Annotated in this window: 8 protein-coding genes; 2 read left to right on the forward strand and 6 right to left on the reverse strand. The window is 68.8% G+C overall.

Going from position 1 to position 19,533, the window contains the following annotated elements:
- Positions 1 to 67: 67 nt before the first annotated feature.
- A complete protein-coding gene (locus WMF43_RS34700; protein WP_437671252.1) occupies positions 68 to 394 on the reverse strand; it encodes a hypothetical protein in 327 nt (108 codons plus the stop codon).
- 420 nt (positions 395 to 814) lie between these two features.
- Here WMF43_RS34700 and WMF43_RS34705 point away from each other — a divergent pair, with 420 nt between their 5' ends.
- The gene (locus WMF43_RS34705; RefSeq protein ID WP_437671254.1) at positions 815 to 1,450 is read left to right on the forward strand and encodes a hypothetical protein; all 636 of its coding nucleotides are present in this window, start codon (positions 815 to 817) and stop codon (positions 1,448 to 1,450) included.
- Positions 1,451 to 1,887: 437 nt separating this feature from the next.
- Positions 1,888 to 2,844, forward strand: coding sequence for a hypothetical protein (locus tag WMF43_RS34710; RefSeq protein ID WP_437671256.1), 957 nt, complete (start codon positions 1,888 to 1,890; stop codon positions 2,842 to 2,844).
- Positions 2,845 to 3,038: 194 nt separating this feature from the next.
- Here the strand turns inward: WMF43_RS34710 and WMF43_RS34715 are convergent, their stop codons facing one another.
- From WMF43_RS34715 to WMF43_RS34735, 5 genes are all read right to left on the reverse strand, one after another.
- Positions 3,039 to 3,953: a cupin-like domain-containing protein gene (locus WMF43_RS34715; RefSeq protein ID WP_437671258.1), complete on the reverse strand. Its 915-nt coding sequence runs from the start codon at positions 3,951 to 3,953 to the stop codon at positions 3,039 to 3,041.
- A 281-nt stretch (positions 3,954 to 4,234) separates the two neighbouring features.
- On the reverse strand, positions 4,235 to 15,781 hold the full coding sequence (locus tag WMF43_RS34720; RefSeq protein ID WP_437671260.1) for an amino acid adenylation domain-containing protein: 11,547 nt from the start codon (positions 15,779 to 15,781) through the stop codon (positions 4,235 to 4,237).
- Between the two features lie 23 nt (positions 15,782 to 15,804).
- Entirely contained in the window at positions 15,805 to 18,021 is a 2,217-nt protein-coding gene (locus WMF43_RS34725; RefSeq protein ID WP_437671262.1) for a B12-binding domain-containing radical SAM protein, read from the reverse strand.
- A 220-nt stretch (positions 18,022 to 18,241) separates the two neighbouring features.
- Positions 18,242 to 19,321 carry an SGNH/GDSL hydrolase family protein gene (locus tag WMF43_RS34730; RefSeq protein WP_437671264.1) on the reverse strand — a complete coding sequence of 360 codons (1,080 nt, stop codon included), beginning with the start codon at positions 19,319 to 19,321 and terminating at the stop codon, positions 18,242 to 18,244.
- A complete protein-coding gene (locus tag WMF43_RS34735; RefSeq protein ID WP_437671265.1) occupies positions 19,318 to 19,530 on the reverse strand; it encodes a hypothetical protein in 213 nt (70 codons plus the stop codon). Before WMF43_RS34735 ends, WMF43_RS34730 begins: the two co-directional genes overlap by 4 nt.
- Positions 19,531 to 19,533: the final 3 nt, after the last annotated feature.

A 19,533-nucleotide genomic window follows, 5' to 3' on the forward strand; every position in this document is an offset into this window, starting at 1 on the left:
ACCCGGCCGGAGCCCTCAGCTCCGCACCGTCGCACAGGCCGTCCGCACGGCCGCCACACCGGCAAATCTAGTTGTCGCCAGGCGGCAGAAGTAATTGTCGCTGATCACCGCCCTTGCAGATGACGTCGACCGCCGCGATGACGTCGCGGAGCGCCCTGCCCTCGCGTACCGCAGCACGCTCCAGCAAGGCGACGATCGCGTCGCGCGTGACGTTGCGCGAGGTGCGCAAGCGCGCCGCCAGGTCGGCGATGAGCTCCTTGCGCTGCTCGGCCTGCTCCTCGGTCAGCTTCGGGTCGACGGGGAAGCTCTCTCGGTCGTTGTCACCGACGAGGACGCGGACGTAGAGCCGGTCAGCAGCGTTGCGGAAGAGCGTTCCCCTGGGCCTGCGGGGCATGACGCCTCTCTTCTACCGCGATTCGCGGCCGCGCTCACGCCAGCGGCAGCCTACCGGCGCGGCAGGATGGCGCGAGGCCGACCTCTGAGGCACCGCCGCGTCGCCGCCGTGGTCACGTCGGCATCGTTCGCGCTCTCCCGTCTGCTCCTTCGCTGCGCGAGCCTGGACTCGCGCAGCGGCAGCGCTTCCAGGGAGGCAATCGCGCTGCGCAGCGCTGCCGACTCGGCAGGCGTCGCGGCAGACTCCACGAGGAGCGACGTCGCTTCAGCCTCGCAGGATTCGCCGGAGCCACACGTCCCACAGCGCCTTCACCTGCGCGACCGCCATCGTGGCCTCGAATGTACCGGCACGAGTAGCCACGCCGAAGCCCGATCGGCGCGACGCTGTCTGCTGGACTCCAACCATGTTACGCTGCCCAGCGTGCGCAAGCGCACGACCGCCGAGCTCGCCTCCGTGAACGTCGCATCGCTCGCCGGCGCCATTCGACGCGGCGAGGTCGACACCGATGTCGAGATCGACCTCGTCGGCGAGCATCTCGTGCTGGCCGGGACGATCAGCCTGCCGATCGAGACGACCCGATTGGCCTCGAGCGGCCTCCGGTTCTGGGCGCGTTGCCCGGGGTGCTCCGCACGAGTGGCCGTGCTCTACGTCGATACGCCGGGCCTGCGCTGCCGCCGCTGCGCCGGGCTCGTTAAGCCCTCGACACGGCAGCGCCAGCAGCGTCCCGAGGGGCGTGTTCTCGAGCAGGCGATCGCCCAGAGGACGAGGGCGCGGAACGCGCTCGGCGCTGAGCCCGATCCGCGGGAGCCAATCCCGCCGCGACCTCCGTACGTGAGCTCTTCGACGTGGGCCCGCCGTCTCGAAAAACTCCGCGAAGCTGACGCCGCCGTGCAAGCGGCGCTCATCACGCTCGTCGATCAGATCCGCTCTGCTCCAGAGCACTCGCTCACCAGGCCAGCCTCCCCGGCGCTGCCGGTAGCGCCCACGCCTGAGACGCCTCAAGACAGGGACGGCAACGATGCGGAACCACGCCCTGAGGGGCCTCGGGAGACGTAGCGGCGAGCGGACCCGCTCACCAGGCGCAGCTTGCCGAGCGCTCTTCCAGCGCGATTCGCGGCCGCGCTCACGCCTGCGGCGGCCCGTCGGCGCGGGGACCATCACGAACCCGACCCCCTGGAGCACCGCCGCTTTACCGACTCTTCAAGGCGGGAGGCCCGCCGTCCCCTCAAGGATTCGCTGTTGCGCCCCAACAACGGTCAGCCGCGGACCCTCCTCATGTACGGCAGGTGGGAACGACGAGCGGCACCTTGGTGTACTTCTCATTGACAATATCAGCACGCAACGTCCGGTATGCTCGGAATACGCACACGTGCCTCGCTGCCCGTGGTTGGAGGTCGGCCGGCGGCTGCGCTCTGCACGGCGGGCGAGAAATCGTCCGCAGGGTTTAAAGGAACACGGGACGGCGCGGAATAGGGCCAGAGACGAGCCGGCTCATGACGCGCCGGCCCGACGGGAGACGCGAGCTGCCCCTGCGCAGGAACTGCTCCTACACCCTGCTGGGACACTCCACGCAGCCCACGCGCGCACACCCTTACCTGGAGAAGGACGTCCTAAATCACGAGCTGGGCCATGCGCTGCACTACGGCCTCTGGCTCGCCTCCGGTCCGCTCGGCGAGCGCCTCAGCACCGCCGCGAACGAGGCCATCGCGGACATTCTCGCGCACGTGTTCGACGGTGATCCCTGCCATGGCAAGGTGCTGGGCGAAGGGGGCACGCCCGTCGACTGCCGCCGGAGGATGGACGTCTACGAGCAGTCCGTCTCGGATGCATTCTGGCACTTCGGTCGCGCCGATCACGAGACAGGCCAGTCGCTCCGGCAGCTGATCTGGACCCTGCGGGAAGAGGTGCCGGCGGACGTGCTCCGAGCTGCCATCGTCGATGGGATCGCCGCGGTGCAGGTCGCGCTGAATCAGATCGATGCGGAGCCGCTCGCCAACGTTCCGATGTTCGACGACGAGATCCGGGCCACGCGCTACCGCTTCGTGCGCGAGTATGAGGCGGCGAGCGCGTTCTTCCACGCCGTGTGCGCGCGCGTGGGGGATGCGCCGCCGGCCTGCGGCGAGCACGCCCAGCGCATCGGCGATCCGCGCGTCGCGATGCGCGAAGCGTGGCTGGCGAACGCGCCGACATCCATCGGTCGTAGCGGCGTCACCCTGGCGGATGGCCGCCGCGTGACGTTCGAGCTGGAGGGCGCGCTCATCGGGCAGATGACGGTCACGCTGGCGGACGGCGAGCAGCGGAGCTACCCGGGCGATCCCGATCTCGGGCTCCCCGAAGTGGAGCGTGAGCCTACGAGCGGTCGCATCACGCTGTGGTTCTCGGAGCCGGGCGCCACGGCGCCCGGCGCGCAGGTGGGGTGGACCTCCGACGGGGAGCTGATCGCCCGCTGAAGCACGACGAGGCCGCACGTGGACGCGTCACGGATCGCTCGTGCAGCGGAAGCGGGTCGCACCGGCCGGATGCCCGGACCGCAGGCTACGCCCGTCAAGTTGGCGCCGAAAGTGCGCAAGCGCCTGGCTTGGTCCCACCGTACGGCCACGCTGCACGTCCGGAGCCGGCGGTAGGGGGCGACGAGCGGTACGCACTACGGATTGATGGGATTCAGGATCCTGTCCTGCATCACCTGCAGACACATGCGCTGCACCTCGGGACGCACGCCCGCGTCGATCTCGCCGCACAGGGTGTCGAACGCCTGGTGAATCCTGAGCAGGTCCGGGGTCATCCACCACGTGTTGACAGACACGCCGAACGTGACCGTCTCGATGTGATGAAGCCAGCACACCGGGATGTACAACATGTCCCCAGGCTCGAGGATGGTCTCGTAGGCCCGCGCCTTGCGGAAGTCCGGGAACTGCTGCTCATCCACCTTCGTGAAATCCACACGCGTGTGCCGGTCGTGCACCGTCCCGTTTCGATTGAAGTAGAGATAATCGTGGTCCGCAGGTGAAAAAAGGAGGACCCTCTTCTTGCCGCGAAGCTGGAGGAGAAAGTTCTCCTCCGTGTCGTAATGAGCCACCGTGATGGTGCCCTCGCCGATCCAGGCGTACCGGTTGATCACGCACGCCTCCGGGGGAATCAAGGGTGACGTGGGCAGGTCCTCGAGCAGCGGGCCGAGCCGATCCGGAGGGCACTGGTAGATGTAACAACGCTCCCCCTTGGCGAGGATGGGATCGGAACGCCGCCCGTGGAGCCGATCGAGGTACTCGGAGAACGTCATCTCGAGGATCCGGAACTTCGAGGGATCCCACGGCCCCTTTCCCGTGGCGAACTGACCTTCGGCCGCCACCATGACCGGCAACATGACATCGCCCAGGGATCGGCGGAGCCCCTCGTCGGTGAGGCGCTCGGCGCATGTAGGCGGGATGGGGACACCCGTCAGGACGACGGGGCGCCCGGCGCGCAAGTTGCCGTACTGCTGCGCGAACTCCACATGCGACGACAAGGCCGGTCGTCGCTCTATCTGGCCCGCGATCACGGGCCAATCCTTCAAAGTGGTCATCGCAAACTCCATGTCCGAAATCAGATACTGCCAGAAGCTCGCCGAGCAGCTGCTGCTCGAAGCAGGACGAAAATGCTGGCGCCCGGCCGTCACCCTCGTCACCCGAACCGGACAGCGACGGCCGCCGCAGCGCAGCGCGCGCCCTCGATGCGAAATCCGTCGATCACGGCCGCCCTCGAGGGCATCCATTTACAGAGAAAGCGCCGAGTCCAGGCTATACCCCTCCTTTCAAATGCGTCAAGGTGCGCCGTTCCCTCTCGGGCCAGACCCGCTGCCCCTCTTCATCGAAGCCGCGCCCGGATCGTTCGTGCGAGATCACCGAGGATGGGCGGCCTGAGGAGCCCGTAATGATCGGTGGGGAAGGTCGTCCGGCTCTTCACCGATCCGACCCCGCGCCATGACGCCTCCACGGCGTCGAGGCCTCGCCAGTGCGTCCTCTCCGAGAGGAAGAGGTGCAGCGGGATGTCGGAGGATGTTCCGGGATGGTACTGCACGAGCGCGCGGCCGTTGGCGTCGAAGATCTTCTCGAGCGACGCGCGGAGCTCCGCGTCGAGCGTGGCGGCGCCCGGGAGGCTCCCCAGGAGGTCGTCGTCGAACGACGGGAGCATGTTGTTCTCGAAGTCGCCGTCGATCACCAGAACGGTCGCGTCCTCCCGGTCGGCTCGGAGAATACGAGCCATCTCGAAGGCCACGAGGCTCCCGAACGACCAGCCCCCGAGCAGGTAGGGCCCGGAGGGCTGAACCGCCCGGATCTCCTTCACGTAGGCGCGCGCCATCGACGGGACGTCGGTCAGGATCTCTTCGCTCGCATCGAAGCCCGAGGATTGCAGTGCGTGCACCGCAAACCCCGTGAGCTCCGCGGCGAGGTCACGGTAGCAAAAGACGCTGCCGCCGACCGGATGGACCAGGAAGAGAGGCGTCGCGTCGCCCTCGGCGCTCAGCCGCACGAGGAACCGCGGACGACCCGCCGGAGGTGCGCCGCTCGCGACGCCCGACGTATCCCCCGGACGTGCTCCGCGCGCCTCGAGCTGCTGCGCGAGCTCGGAGGCCAGATGGGGGGCGGCCAGTCGGCCAAGGTGCTCGTGGATCGCGGCGGCCAGGTGCTCGATCGTGCCAGACCGGAAGAGGAGGAAGTGGATCGAGCGAGGCAGCGCGTGGCCCACGGCCTTCTCGATCCGCGACATCAGCTGCATGGCGCCCAGAGAGTGGCCGCCGAGCTCGAAGAAATTCTGATTCACCCCGATGGGGCGAACACCGAGGACCTCCTCCCAGGTACACACGAGTAACCGCTCGATCTCATCGCGCGGGGCGACCCGAGACGCGCGCTGCGACGCCTCGGTCCCCCCCGGATCACCGAGCGCGATCAGCGCCTGTAGATCGCGCTCGCCGCTCGCCAGGCGTGGTAGCTCCGAGGCGATCCGGAACGAGGTGGGCAACATGTACGCAGGGAGCTGTTCTCCTAAAAGGGCGCGAAGCGCGGCGGCCGAAGGAGGATCACCGCGCGTCACCACGTGGGCGACGAGGCGCGCCTCCGCCGGGCCGGGGACCGCGACGACGGCCGCCTCTCGCACCCCGGGGTGCGCGGCGAGAGCGGCCTCGATCGCGCCGAGATCGACGCGGTAACCGCGCAGATCGACCTGCCCGCCAGCCCGACGGAGCTCCTCTGCGCCGGGGAGCGACAGCTCGCCGAGGCGCACCTCCGAGCGCGTCGTCACCTGGTGCAGGAGCTCCCTGAAGAGGCGAGCGAACCTGACGATGGTGCCCTCGTCGAACAGGTCGGTGGCGTACTCCCACTCGAGGTGGATCCCGCTCTCAGCCAGCCGCACATTGAGGGAAAGGTCGAACTTCGAGGTGCCGTGGCGCGCCGGAGCGGGAGAGAGAGAGAGCTCCCGCAGGCCGAGCACGTCCTGGGAGTGCCTGTCCCGCAAGGTCTCCTCGATCACGAGCATCGTCTGGAAGACGGGATCATGCGAAGGGTCGCGCCGGACGCGCAGCGCCTCGACGACGCGCTCGAAGGGGACCTCGTGATGCTCGGCGAGCTCGAACGCGGCGGCCTGCAGCCGCTTCACGTAGTCGTCGAACGTCTCCTCGTCGTGCGGCCTCACGCGATGAGCCAGCGTGTTCACGAACAACCCGACCACACCTTCCATCTCGGCGTGCGTGCGCCCCGCGTGCGGCGTGCCGACCACCACCTCGCGCTGGCCGCCGAGGCGCGTGAGCAGCAAGCCGTAGGCCCCGAGCAGCGTCACGAACAGGGTCACGCGCGCCCGCTGCGCGTACTGCTTCAGCGCGGAGCTCAGCTCCGGTCCCAGCTCCTGCTCGTACGTGTCGCCCGCGAAGCTCTTGACCGGCTTTCGCGGCCGGTCTGACGGCAGCGACAGCACCGGCAGCTCTCCACCGAGGTAGCTGCGCCAGTACGAGAGGTGCCTGTCGATCACCTCTTCCGTCAGGTGCTCACGCTGCCAGAACGCGTAATCGATGTAGTCGTACGGCAGCTCCGCCCAGCTCGCGCGGCCTCCCCGCTGCCGGCTCGTGTACGCCTCCCCGAGCTCCCGCTCCAAGATCTCCACCGACCAGCCGTCCACGATCGCGTGATGAAATACCCACAGCAGCGTGTACTTCGGCCCCGGGCGCTCGAACAGCGTCGCCCGCACCAGCGGTTGCTCCGCGTCCCCCACGCGGAACCCCCGACGCAGCTCGCGCTCCACCGCCTCGCGGGCGCCCGGCTCCGACACGACCTCGTGCCCGAGCGCGAGCGTTCCGGCTCCCTCGCGCTGGTAGGCTTCCCCGTCGCTCTCCACGATACGGAGCCGCAGCGCCGTGTGCCGCGCCATCACGTCGTCCAGCGCCCCGCGCAGGCAATCCACGTCCACGCGGCCCTCGAGGTCGAGCACCAGCGCCACGTTGTAGGCCGCGTCTCCTCCTTCGAGCTTGCTCAGGAACCACATCCGCTCCTGCGCGTACGAGAGCGGATATCGCCCGCGCCCCGGGAGCGCGCCGCTCGCCGACCAGGGCCGGTCCCGCGGGACCTTGCGCAGCGCACGCGCGGCCGCGCCGCCGCCGCTCGCTGCATTCGCGAGCCGCCTCGACACCGCTCGGACCGTGGCCCCCTCCGCAAACTGCCGCAGCGTCAGCGCCACGCCGAACGTCTTCTGCAGACGACCCAGCAATCGCAGGCTCTGAAGCGAGTTGCCTCCCGCCTCGAAGAAGTCGTCCTCCACGCCCAGCTTGCTCGCCTCGAGCCCCAGCACCTCGCTCCAGAGCTTCAGCACCTCGCGCTCCTGCTCGGTGCGCGGCGGCTCCAGCGCGCGCGGCTCGTCCACACGCTCCGACGCCTGCTTCTGCAGCGAAGCCCGGTCCACCTTCCCGTTCGGCGTCAGCGGGAGCTCCGAGAGCTGCACCAACCGGCTCGGGATCAGCCGCAGGGGGACCCGCTTGCGCAGCTCGTCGCGCACCAAGGACACGTCCCACGCCGCAGGGTCGCTCGTCACACAGAAGCCCCAGAGCTCCTTCTCGCGCCCGTTGCCCACGACCACCGCCGCCGCGGCCTTCACGTGCGGCACGAGCAGCAACGCACTCTCCACCTCGCCGAGCTCGATGCGCACGCCATGGACCGTCATCTGCTCGTCGCTTCGGCCCACGAACAGGAGCTCTCCTCCGCCGATCTCCCGCACGAGATCGCCAGTCCGATACATCCGGGCACCGGCCTCCTCGCTGTAGGGATCGGGCACGAACGCAGCGGCGGAGCCCGCTGCGTCCGATACATCCCCTCGGTCCACCCCGAGCCCCCCGACGTACAGCTCACCAGCGACGCCCTCCGGCACGAGGTTCATCTCGCCGTCGAGCACGTAGAGCCTTTGCGCTCCGAGCGCCTTGCCGATCGGCGCCGTCGGCCAGATCACGTCATCCGCGCTCCGCACCTGCGCGTGCGCGACGTGAATCGCGGCCTCCGTCGGGCCGTAGACGTGCACGAGCGTGGTCTTCGGGAAGGTCGTGAGCCAGCGACGCGCCGCCTCTCTCGGCAGCACATCGCCGAAAGCGAGGACGAAGCGCAGCTCGGAGGCGTCGGGGCCAGGCTCGAGCTCCTCGTACGCTCCGGCGAGGAGCGGCAAGAGCGACGAAGCAAGGTGGCAGACGCTGGCGCGGCTCTCCCCCAGCCATCGGATCAACGCCGTCGCTGTCCGCGTCACCTGGTCATCCGCGATGACGGTCGTACCTCCGCATACGAGCGGTCCGAGCATCTGGAAGATCGAAGGATCGGACATGGCCGCCGTCGTCTGGGCCACGCGCGAGCCGGGGCCGAGGCGCAGCTCTCTCCGAAGGCTCAGGAGATGGGTCGCGAGGGACCCGTGCGCGATCCCCGCGGCCTCCGGCGCGCCCATCGAGCCCGACGTGAAGAGGATGTACGCGAGCTGATCACGACGCGCCGGACGCACGGAGAACGAGCTGGAAGGCGCGCCCACGTCCTCGATGAACACGACACGGGCGTCGGAGCCGGCTGCGCGGGATTCGTCGCGTTGCAGCACGGGCGCCGCAGGCGGCGCACCTCGGGGCCCGAGGTCGCGGCTCGTCACGACGTACTTCGCGCGGGCGGCCTCGCACAGGGCGCGACGGCGCTCGGGGGGCAAGTCGAGCGCGATCGGCACGTAGACGCCGCCTGCCTTGAGAATGCCAACCAGCGTCAGCGCGAGCTCGGCGCCGCGCGGGAGGACGACGGCGACGGCGTCCTCCGCCTGGACCCCCGCGCGCACGAGCGCTCCTGCGATCGCATCCGATCGCTGCTCGAAGGCGCGGTAGCTGACCTGCGTGGATCCATCCTGGATGGCGCAGCGCTCCGGGAACTCCCGGGCCGTCCTTCGAATCAGGTCGACGCACGACGCGCTGGCAGGGACGCTCGAGCCAAGCGACAGGACGCGACGCAGATAGGCGCGCTCCGCGTCGGCATCGAGCATTCGCAGGCTCCTCAGCGGGACGCCGCTTCCAGCCTGCTCCAGGCATCGCCTCAGGAGATCGCGGAAGAGCTGACCAAAGCGGGCGATGCTCGCACGCTCGAACAGGTCGATGCAGTACTCCCACCGGAGGCCGATGCCCGTCGTGGAGGACACGCGCGCGGTGAGGGTCAGGTCGAACTTCGAGACCCCCTGATGCGCGGAGGTGGCGGTGAGCCGCGCGCCCGCTACCGCGACTTCCTCGTCCGACGCTTCCTCGAGCACGAGCATCGTCTGGAAGACGGGATCATGCGAGGGGTCGCGCCGGACGCGCAGCGCCTCGACGACGCGCTCGAAGGGGACCTCGTGATGCTCGGCGAGCTCGAACGCGGCGGCCTGCAGCCGCTTCACGTAGTCGTCGAACGTCTCCTCGCCGTGCGGCCTCACGCGATGAGCCAGCGTGTTCACGAACAACCCCACCACACCTTCCATCTCGGCGTGCGTGCGCCCCGCGTGCGGCGTGCCGACCACCACCTCGCGCTGGCCGCCGAGGCGCGTGAGCAGCAAGCCGTAGGCCCCGAGCAGCGTCACGAACAGGGTCACGCGCGCCTGCTGCGCGTACTGCTTCAGCGCGGAGCTCAGCTCCGGTCCCAGCTCCTGCTCGTACGTGTCGCCCGCGAAGCTCTTGACCGGCTTTCGCGGCCGGTCTGACGGCAGCGACAGCACCGGCAGCTCTCCACCGAGGTAGCTGCGCCAGTACGAGAGGTGCCTGTCGATCACCTCTTCCGTCAGGTGCTCACGCTGCCAGAACGCGTAATCGATGTAGTCGTACGGCAGCTCCGCCCAGCTCGCGCGGCCTCCCCGCTGCCGGCTCGTGTACGCCTCCCCGAGCTCCCGCTCCAAGATCTCCACCGACCAGCCGTCCACGATCGCGTGATGAAATACCCACAGCAGCGTGTACTTCGGCCCCGGGCGCTCGAACAGCGTCGCCCGCACCAGCGGTTGCTCCGCGTCCCCCACGCGGAACCCCCGACGCAGCTCGCGCTCCACCGCCCCGCGGACGCCCGGCTCCGACACGACCTCGTGCCCGAGCGCGAGCGTTCCGGTTCCCTCGCGCTGGTAGGCTTCCCCGTCGCTCTCCACGATACGGAGCCGCAGCGCCGTGTGCCGCGCCATCACGTCGTCCAGCGCCCCGCGCAGGCAATCCACGTCCACGCGGCCCTCGAGGTCGAGCACCAGCGCCACGTTGTAGGCCGCGTCTCCTCCTTCGAGCTTGCTCAGGAACCACATCCGCTCCTGCGCGTACGAGAGCGGATATCGCCCGGGCCCCGGGAGCGCGCCGCTCGCCGACCAGGGCCGGTCCCGCGGGACCTTGCGCAGCGCGCGCGCCGCCGCGCCGCCGCCGCTCGCCGCATTCGCGAGCCGCCTCGACACCGCTCGGACCGTGGCCCCCTCCGCAAACTGCCGCAGCGTCAGCGCCACGCCGAACGTCTTCTGCAGACGACCCAGCAATCGCAGGCTCTGAAGCGAGTTGCCTCCCGCCTCGAAGAAGTCGTCCTCCACGCCCAGCTTGCTCGCCTCGAGCCCCAGCACCTCGCTCCAGAGCTTCAGCACCTCGCGCTCCTGCTCGGTGCGCGGCGGCTCCAGCGCGCGCGGCTCGTCCACACGCTCCGACGCCTGCTTCTGCAGCGAAGCCCGGTCCACCTTCCCGTTCGGCGTCAGCGGGAGCTCCGAGAGCTGCACCAACCGGCTCGGGATCAGCCGCAGGGGGACCCGCTTGCGCAGCTCGTCGCGCACCAAGGACACGTCCCACGCCGCGGGGTCGCTCGTCACACAGAAGCCCCAGAGCTCCTTCTCGCGCCCGTTGCCCACGACCACCGCCGCCGCGGCCTTCACGTGCGGCACGAGCAGCAATGCGCTCTCCACCTCGCCGAGCTCGATGCGCACCCCACGGATCTTCACCTGCTCGTCGTTGCGGCCCACGAACAGGAGCTCTCCTCCGCCGATCTCCCGCACGAGATCGCCAGTCCGGTACATCCGGGCACCAGCCTCCTCGCCGTACGGATCAGGCATGAACGCAGCGGCGGTCTTCACCGGGTCCGACACGTAGCCCAGGCCCACCCCGCGCCCGCCGACGTACAGCTCGCCAACGACGCCCTCCGGCACGAACGCGAGATCGGCGTCGAGGACGTAGAGGCGCTGGCCCCGGAGCGCTTTCCCTATCGGCACGGTCGGCCAGATGAGCGCCTGCCCGGCGCTCACGAACCCGTGCGTGACATCGTCGGAGCACTCCGTCGGTCCATAGGCGTTCACGAGCGGGATCCGCGGGAAGAGCTGGTGCCACTCCCGCGCGAGGGGCGCCGGGAACGCCTCCCCCGTCACCATCAAGAAGCGCACGCTCTCCAGCGCAGGGCGCTCGGCTCGATCCATCACCCACTGCGTGAGCACGCTCAGGTGGGACGGGACCGTCTCGATGACCGTCGGGTGGTCCTCGGCGATGCGCGCGAAGAAGGACTCGGGATACCAGGCCGACTCCTCCTCGAAGATCGCGACCCGCCCGCCGACGCACAGAGGCGCCAGAAACTGCCAGATGGCGACGTCGAAGGACTGCGTCGTGGTCTGGGCCACGACATCCGCTTCGGTGAGCGCGAGGCTCTCGCACTTGGCCGCGAGGTGATTGAACATCCCGCCGTGGTGCACCATGGCGCCCTTGGGGACACCGGTCGACCCGGAGGTGAACAAGATATACGCGAGCGAGTCGGGCGTTGGTCTCGCCCTGCGAACGTCGTCCGCAGCGTCGCTTTCCGTGGCGGTGCATGGCTCGCGGCGCTCGCTCCGTGACGCGGCCTCTTCGTAGATCGCGAGCGGCACCCCCCACCCGGACAGCTCGGCGGCGAGCGCTGCCCGCGTGAGAACCAGCTTACAGCCGGCCTGTTCGAGCATCAGCCGGGCGTACTCGCGAGGGCTCTTGGGGAGGATGGGTACGTAGGCGCCACCGCTCCGCAGGATGGCCACCAAAGACACGAGGAAGGCGACGGACCGATCCATGACCAGCGCCACAGGGGTCTCGCGGCGCACGCCGCGCGCACGCAAGTGCTCCGCCACCCGCAGCGACGCTCGATCCAGCTCGGCATAACTGAGCGACGTGCCGCGGTCGGTCGCAGCAAGCCGGGAGGGACCGCGGCGCACCGCTCGTTCGAACGCCTCGATGAAGGTAGGTCCCTCGGGCGCCGGTCCGGGCTCGGGCGACGACAGGACGCGCCGCGCGCCGGGCGCGGTCGGCACCCCGTCCAGGCGGGTGGCCTCGGGAGCCTCCTGGAGGAGCCTGTCGAGGAGCGAGGCAAAGATGCCTGCCCAGCGGGCGATCGTCGGTGCGTCGAAGATCTCCGCGTTGTACTCGAAGCGGCACGAGATGGGGCCGCTCTCCCGCTCGATCGCGTTGAGCGTCAGATCGAAGTTGGCGAACCGCACCGCCGGCGCCACCGCGCTCACCGCGCTGCGCTGCGCGCCGGGCGCCGCGAGCGGCGCACCTCCGGTCCGCAGCGACACCCCTTCGAGGGGTGTGTTCTGGACGATGCAGAACACCTGGAACAGGGGTGTTCGCGAGGGATCGTGCTCGATCTGCAGGTCCTGGACGAGCTGCTCGAACGGGTAGTCCTGCCGGTCGTGCGCCCGCATCACGGCACCGCGGGTGGCCTCGAGGAGCTCGACGAACGTCGCGCCGCGCGGCACGCGGAGGCGGAGCGGAATCGTGTTCACGAACAGGCCGGCGACCCTCTCGAGCTCGGGCGCGGACCTCCCCGCGAGCAGGGTGCCGATCACGATGTCGGTCTGATTCGTGATTCGACTCAGGAACACGGCGAAGGCCGAGACCAGGACCTGGAACACCGAGAAACCCCGGTTCGTGACGAGCTCGCGAAGCCGCGCCACGGTCTGTTGCTCCAGCTCGAACTCGTGTGTCTCGCCAGCGCGGCCGAAGACGGCGGGGCGCGGGAAGCTGGCCGGCAGCTCGAGGAAGGAAGGCGCGCCCGCGAGCTCGGCGCGCCACGCCGCGCGCAGGACGCGCGCTTGCTCCGAGTCGAGCAGCTCGCGCTGCCATCGAGCGTAGTCGATCGGGCTGAACGTGGGCCGCGGCAGCTCCACGGAGCGCCCCGCCGCGAGCGCGTTGTACAGCGCCGCGAACTCCGAGAGGAGGATTCCGAGAGACCACCCGTCGACCACGATGTGGTGGAGGACGATCGCGAGCCGCGTGTGCTCGGCGTCCTGCGCGATGCCCGCGCGCAGGAGCGGCGCCCGGGCGAGGTCGAACGGCCGCTCGCAGAAGTCGGTCACACGGCCTTCGAGTCGCTCGAGCGCGAGCTCCGCCTCGCCGGCCACCTCCTGGAAGGCCTCCGCGCCACGCTGCACGAAGCGCGTGCGGAGCGCGGGATGACGCTCGATGAGCCGCCCCAGGGCCCGCACGATGCTCGGCTCGTCGAGGGGACCGCTCACCTCGAGCACGACCGGTACGTTCAGCAACCCCGATCGAGGGAAGAGCTGTGCCTGGTACCAGAACCCGAGCTGTCCAAGGGAAAGCCGGCCCGAGTCCTCGCCGCGGAGGCGCCCCGCACGGGGCACGAGGGGCGGAAGCAGCGCCCGCCTCGTGGTGGCGAGCGTCTCGGCGACGTACTCTGCCTGCTCGCGCAGGGTCCGGCGCAGAAAGAACTCCGCGATCGCGAGCTCGTTGCCCCAGGTGCGACGCGCGCGCGCCGCGACCTGCATCGACGAGAGGGAGTGTCCTCCGAGCGCGAAGAAGTCGCTCGACGCGGTGACCTCGGGAACCTTGAGGACCTCTCTCCAGAACGTGCCGAGCTGGTGTTCGAGATCCGCTCTTCGCTCCCGCCGAGGGCCGCCGGCGGCGAGCTCCCCCTGCGATGACAGCCAGCGCCGCCGGAGCTCGTCCGCGGTCGGGGCAGCGGGTCCGATCCACTCGTAGACCGACAGCGGGGCGGCCTGGGCGAGATCGCGCGGCAAGAGGGCCCGGATGCGGTCACGGGCGTCTTCCTTCGCCGGAGCGAGCGGTGAATCCGACCTTCCATCGACCTCCGCCCGCGACCCCTCGAGGACGCAGATCAGGCGCGAGGGCCTCGATTCTCGCCACAACCAGACCTTTTGACCGGAAGCCTCGGTGAGCGCGCGCTCCCTGTCCTCGAGCGAGCACCACATGCCGTCGACCTGCACCCAGCGCGATCCGAACGTCACCTCGATCAGAGAAGCGGTGATGAACCTGGCCAGAGGTGCGCCGCTCACGGCGCCCGAGGCCGAACGCCGCCGCGCGGCGGCGGCGGCGGAAGGGCCGCCGTCCTCGGTCGTCGTGCGCGGGGCGAGCGAGCCGAACTCCAACGGGAGAGCCGCTCCGCGCTTTCCGACGACGCGCGGTCGGTCTCCGCTCGACGGAAGCCGGATGAAGACTGCGTCCGACTCGTCAGCCGTCCCGGCCCTCGTCCCGACCACGCCGAACCCCTCGATCGCGACCGCCTCGCTCGCCGCGCTCGAGCTGCCGCCGCGCTCACCGAGGACGACCTCGCTGTCCGCGACGACGGTGGCAAGGAGCTCCCCTACCCGCGCGCCGAGCGAGGACGAAAGGCCCCTCAGCACCACGCCGAACTGCCGGAAGACCTCGGTCGCGCACGCGCTGGCGAGCGGATCGTCCTCGATACCCGCGCCGAGGAGGAGGTCGATGTGGAGGTTCCCCTCGGCGGGCAGGACGCGGATCTCGAACGGAAACTCCGTCCCTTCCTCGACGCTCGCCTCCGTCACCTTCACCTCGCCGAACATCGAGCTCATCGTCGACGCGGCTGGGTAGTTCTCGAAGGCGATGAGGGTATCGAACGTCCGCGCGCCCCCCTTGTGAGCCGAGAGCGCCTCGGAGAGGGAGAGGAACGAGTAATGCAGATCCGCCGTGCGGCTCGCCTGGTGACGCAGGATCAGCTCACGGACCGTCGAGCTCTCGAGCGACGAGAAACGGCACGGGAGCGTGTTGATGAAGAGCCCGATCATGCTCTCGCTGCCGGGCAGCTCCGGCGGTCGACCCGAGCCGACCGTGCCGAACACGATCTCGTTGCGCCCGAGGTGCCGGGCGAGGAGGATCCCCCACGCCACCTCCACCAGCGAGTTGAGGGTGACGCGCAGCTCCCGGGAGACATCCCGGAGCGCACGGGCCGTCTCCGGACCGAGCTCCACCGACCGGGCCGAGGCGGGGATCTCGCTCCAGTCCCTCGGAGCCCGCGGGAAGGTGGGAGCGAGCAGCGAGCTGTCGACGCGCCGGAGGCGCGCGTTCCAGTACAACGTCGCCTCGGCGACGTTGGCCTTCTGCAGCCAGCGGATGAACTCTCGGTAGGGCGGCCGGGGCGGCAGGCGCGCCGCGGCGCCGTGCTCGTAGACGGCGATCACGTCGTGGAGCACGTGCCCCATCGACCAGCCGTCGAGGAGGAGATGGTGAATCGTCAGCACCAGCGCGCTCCCGTGCTCGGTCCGGATGACGGCGACGCGCAGGAGGAGCGGACGCGCGAGATCGAAGCCGCGGCGCCGCTCCTCGCCGGCAAACCGCCGCACCGCCTCGCGGAACCCCGCGACGTCGCCCGCGCTCTCTCTCCGCACCTCGACGCAAAACGGGTACTCGCGGAACACGAGCTGCAGCGGACGATCTCGATCTTGCCAGAAGAACGCGGTCCTCAAGGCCGGCGTGCGCGCGAGGACGACCCGGAAGGCGGACTCGAGCCGGGCGACATCGAGATCCGCGGCGACCGTCGCGACCAGCTGCACCACGTAGAGCGATCGCTGCTCGGGCCGGGACGCGCACTCGAAGAGGATGCCCCGCTGTGTTCCCGAGAGCTCGTAGACGTCTTCGACTTTTTCCACGGTTCAACTCGACATGAATTCGCTCAGCGCGACGGTTGAATCACCTGGAGCGAGGTCCTCCGCCGGAACGGAGCCGGCGGACGATCCGTCCGATGGTCGTTGACGACCACGAACCCCTGCTCCCGCAGGTCGTCGAGCGTCTTCATCCACGCCTCGTCGTCCTGCGGAGGGCTCTCCGCCCTGGCTCGCTCGCGGATCTCGTCGAGGAACCGAGGTGCCCCCGAGAGGAGCTCGAGGAGCCACGCGGACGTGACGGGGAGCACCATCCGCTGACCGGAGATGAAGTTCACGACCAGGAGCACCGCCCGCGCCTCGAGCACGCGGGCGATCACGAAAGGCGACAGCGTCAGCGCGGCGCGCTCCGAGAGGCTCCCCTCGTAGTTGCCGGCGTAGATGCCGGGCGTCGTCGCCCGCGGTCGCACGAGGTGCGCCGCTTCGATCCGCGCGACGAGGTCCGCGAACACCGGATGCTCGAGGAGCGGGATCGAGCTCTGCCCCTGCACCGTGCTGAGCAGGTGCCCCTCCTCCAGCTCCTCTTGCTCCTGCTTCGTCAGGATCGCGCCGTACGTCATGGCCGCGCTCGACTTGAGCGTGCCCAGGGCGCAGTCGCCGTACAGGTGGTCCAGGTGGAAGCGGAACGGCGCGAGCGGCTCTTTCCTCCCGTAATTGAGCCCGATCTCGGCCTCCGCGAGCGAGCGCCCGATCCTGAACTCCCCCAGACGCTCGATCCCCTGATTGGGGCCGTCCACGGTGCAGTAGATCCCGCTGGTGATGTTCCGGTACTTCGGCGCGATATCCAAGTAGTCTTGCGCCCATCGCGTCGGGTGGAGGCCGTACCGCTCGAGATCCTGAAAGATCGGCTGCCCCGGCATCACGGCGAACGGCTCGGTGTTGACGCTGAGGTTGGCGAACTCCTGCTGGATCTCCTGGAGGACCCGGGCCGTGTGCAGGAAGCGATGCCGCGTATCGCCGGGGAAGCCGGCGATGAGCCCTGCCTGGACGACCATGCCGGTCTGGAGGAAGTTGCGCAGCGCCTCGATGTTGTTCGCCTCCTTCCGCCGCTTGCGCATCATCTCCAGCGTCTCGTCCGACATCGACTCGATCCCGAGGAACACGTTCCGGCAGCCCGACTCGAAGACGAGCGACGCGACATCAGGAGACATGTCCGCCCGCATGTATCCACCCCAGAGGACATCCAGCTTCTTCTTGATCGCCGTCTCGGAGAACTCGATCAGCCGCGACATCTTGCCGTTGAGCAGCGAATCGGCGAACCAGATCCCGTCTGCCTTGTAATGGGACTTCAGCTCCTTCAGCTGCTCGACCGAACGCTCCACCGGCCCGACGCGGTACGTCCGCCAGAAGACCCACTCGCTGCAGAACGAGCACTTGTCCGTGCAGCCGCGCGACAGCTGGAAGGGCAGGATCCGGAGGTTGTTGTACTTCGGGTCGTCGTACGGGCGCCCGTACGACGAGATGGACATCTCCTCGAAGCTCGGGAGCGGGAGCTCCTTCATCCGCAGAGGCTTGCGGTCGGTCACGCGGAAGCCGTTCGTCTCCGGATCACGCTGCATGGTCCCGGGTACGAACGTGGTCACCTCACCGTTGCCCTGGCAGAACGCCTCGTAGAGGGACAGGAGCGTCTCTTCCCCGTCGCTCAGGGCGACCGCGTCGAAGAGGCCGCTCGCGAGCCCGAGCTGCGCGGAGTGGGCGCTCTCGGTGACCTGGGGGCCGCCGACCACGATGAAGGGGGGCGATCTCCGGCGCTTCAAGTGCGCCGCCGCGAGCATCGTGGCGAGGTAATTGGTCGTCCAGCAGGAGAACCCGATGAAGCGCAAGTCCTTCATCTGGGAGAACACGCGCTCGAAGAACCGGTCGAGCGCGGTCAGGTAGGTGTGCAGGTACACCGAGTTGATGACGCGCTCCGCGCAGTAGCGCTCGAACAGCTCCGTCGGCGGACCGATCAGCGGCCCCCCTTCGTCGAAGTTGCGGAGCATCTGCAGCACCAGCGGGAGCTCGGGGACATCCAGGACGAACGTCTCCCCGAACGCGCCGACCTGCTGGTGCGTCGGCGCGAAGCTGTAGGGGACCCAGAGCCTGAGATCGAGAAAATCGAAATCGTAACAGCCGTTGGCCTTGAGGTACCCGAGCAGCGCGGCGGGACCGAGCGGCACCGATGTGAGTGGATACGGAGGGACGATGCAGAGCAGATTTGGCTTGAGCTTGAAGTCGCGTGCGCTCATGTCGTTGTACCTTCCGTCCGCGTGACCCGCCGTGACGGCTCCGACTACCTGAGGGGATAAACCGTGGATGTCAGCCTCGTGCGCTTCTTCTTTCTTCGAAACACGAAGTCCACGAGCCGGACCCACCAGGACACCTTCCGAGGTGCGAGCGGAGGCAGCGGGGCAGCGAGGTCGCGGCCCACCCCCTTCGCCCCCGACCCCCGGTCCTTCGGGGTCGCGCTCACGACCGCGCTCCCGCCGGCGGCAGCACCTGCTTGTCGAGGAGCCGCGCGACGCCGTCGTAGCCGTGATCGTTGAGGTGCATCCGGTCGACGAAGATGTAGTCCTTGCCAAAATCGGACGCGCGGATCATCTCGTTCAGATCGTAGAAGGGGATGCCCAGGCCGGTGCAGGCCGACTCCAGCGCCGACCTGTAGCGCGGGTACACCTCGCGCCCGAGGATGCCGCCGAAGAGGCGCCAGAAGTTGTTCGGACAGCTGTCGGTCGCGTGGATGATGTCCTCCTCCTCCGGCGTGAACTCCGTCTTCGTCCAGGTCGTCAGGGGCTGAAGAACGAAGTCGAGCGAGGCGCCGTGGGGCGCGAGCAGGGCCTTCCACTGGGCCAGCGCGCGCGCGGTCGCGTCGGCGCACCGCTGGATGCGCGTCGCCGAGTCCACGCCCTCGTCGGTGAAGATCGGCTCCGAACGGTCGTTGATCGCGTTGGAGAGGCGCTGCATCAGGCTCTGCTTCTTGCGCCCCTGCTCCTCGTTGTACATCGACATGTAGTGAATGTACTCGTACGAGTAATAATACTGTCCATGGTCGCTGCGCAGGGACTCGGGCAGCCCCTCGAGCACGAAGTTGTTCATCCCGCTCAAGATGATCACCTTGTTGATCTTCTTGAATCGATGCATGTGCATCAAGAAGAGGATGATCTCCTGCGTCGAGTTGTAGGCGCGCGCGGCGAAGTTCAGCCAGACCTCTCGCCGGTGGTGCGCGAGGCGGGACGCGATCGTGAACGCGTCCGAGCACGACCCCGTGCCCATCGCCGTCGAGCTCCCGACGAGGAGGTTCACCGGCTCCTCGTGCACGTCGGAGACGCGGTGCTCCTTCCCGTGGGCCGTGGTGAGGCGGAAGCCCAGGTCGTCGGTGTTGATGGTCTTCGAGCGGTAGTTCTTGTGCTGGAAGAACATCGTGTACGGCAGCCATCGCATCTTGGCGGGAGCCAAGAAATCGTCGATGTCGATGATCTGCGGGGTCAGCCGGTAGACTTCCTGGAGCGCCTCGTCGTGCGTGAGCTCTTTGTGTTTCTTGCCACTCATTGCTTGTCCTCGATGGTCAACTGACTGAATCCGTTGGGAATGGCCTTGGACCTGCCGCAGGTTCGTCTGTAGGTCGGCAGCATCGGGTCGTACCGCAGTCCCATCGGGTCCCTCCCGCGCGCCCTGGAGAGCAGGTTCAACGGCAAGAACACGACGAGGAACACGATCGCCAGAATGGGTCGGACGACAAATCGAACGATCGCCTTCACGAG

Origin of the sequence: Sorangium sp. So ce131 (assembly GCF_051519095.1) — a bacterium.
Taxonomy (GTDB): domain Bacteria; phylum Myxococcota_A; class Polyangia; order Polyangiales; family Polyangiaceae; genus Sorangium.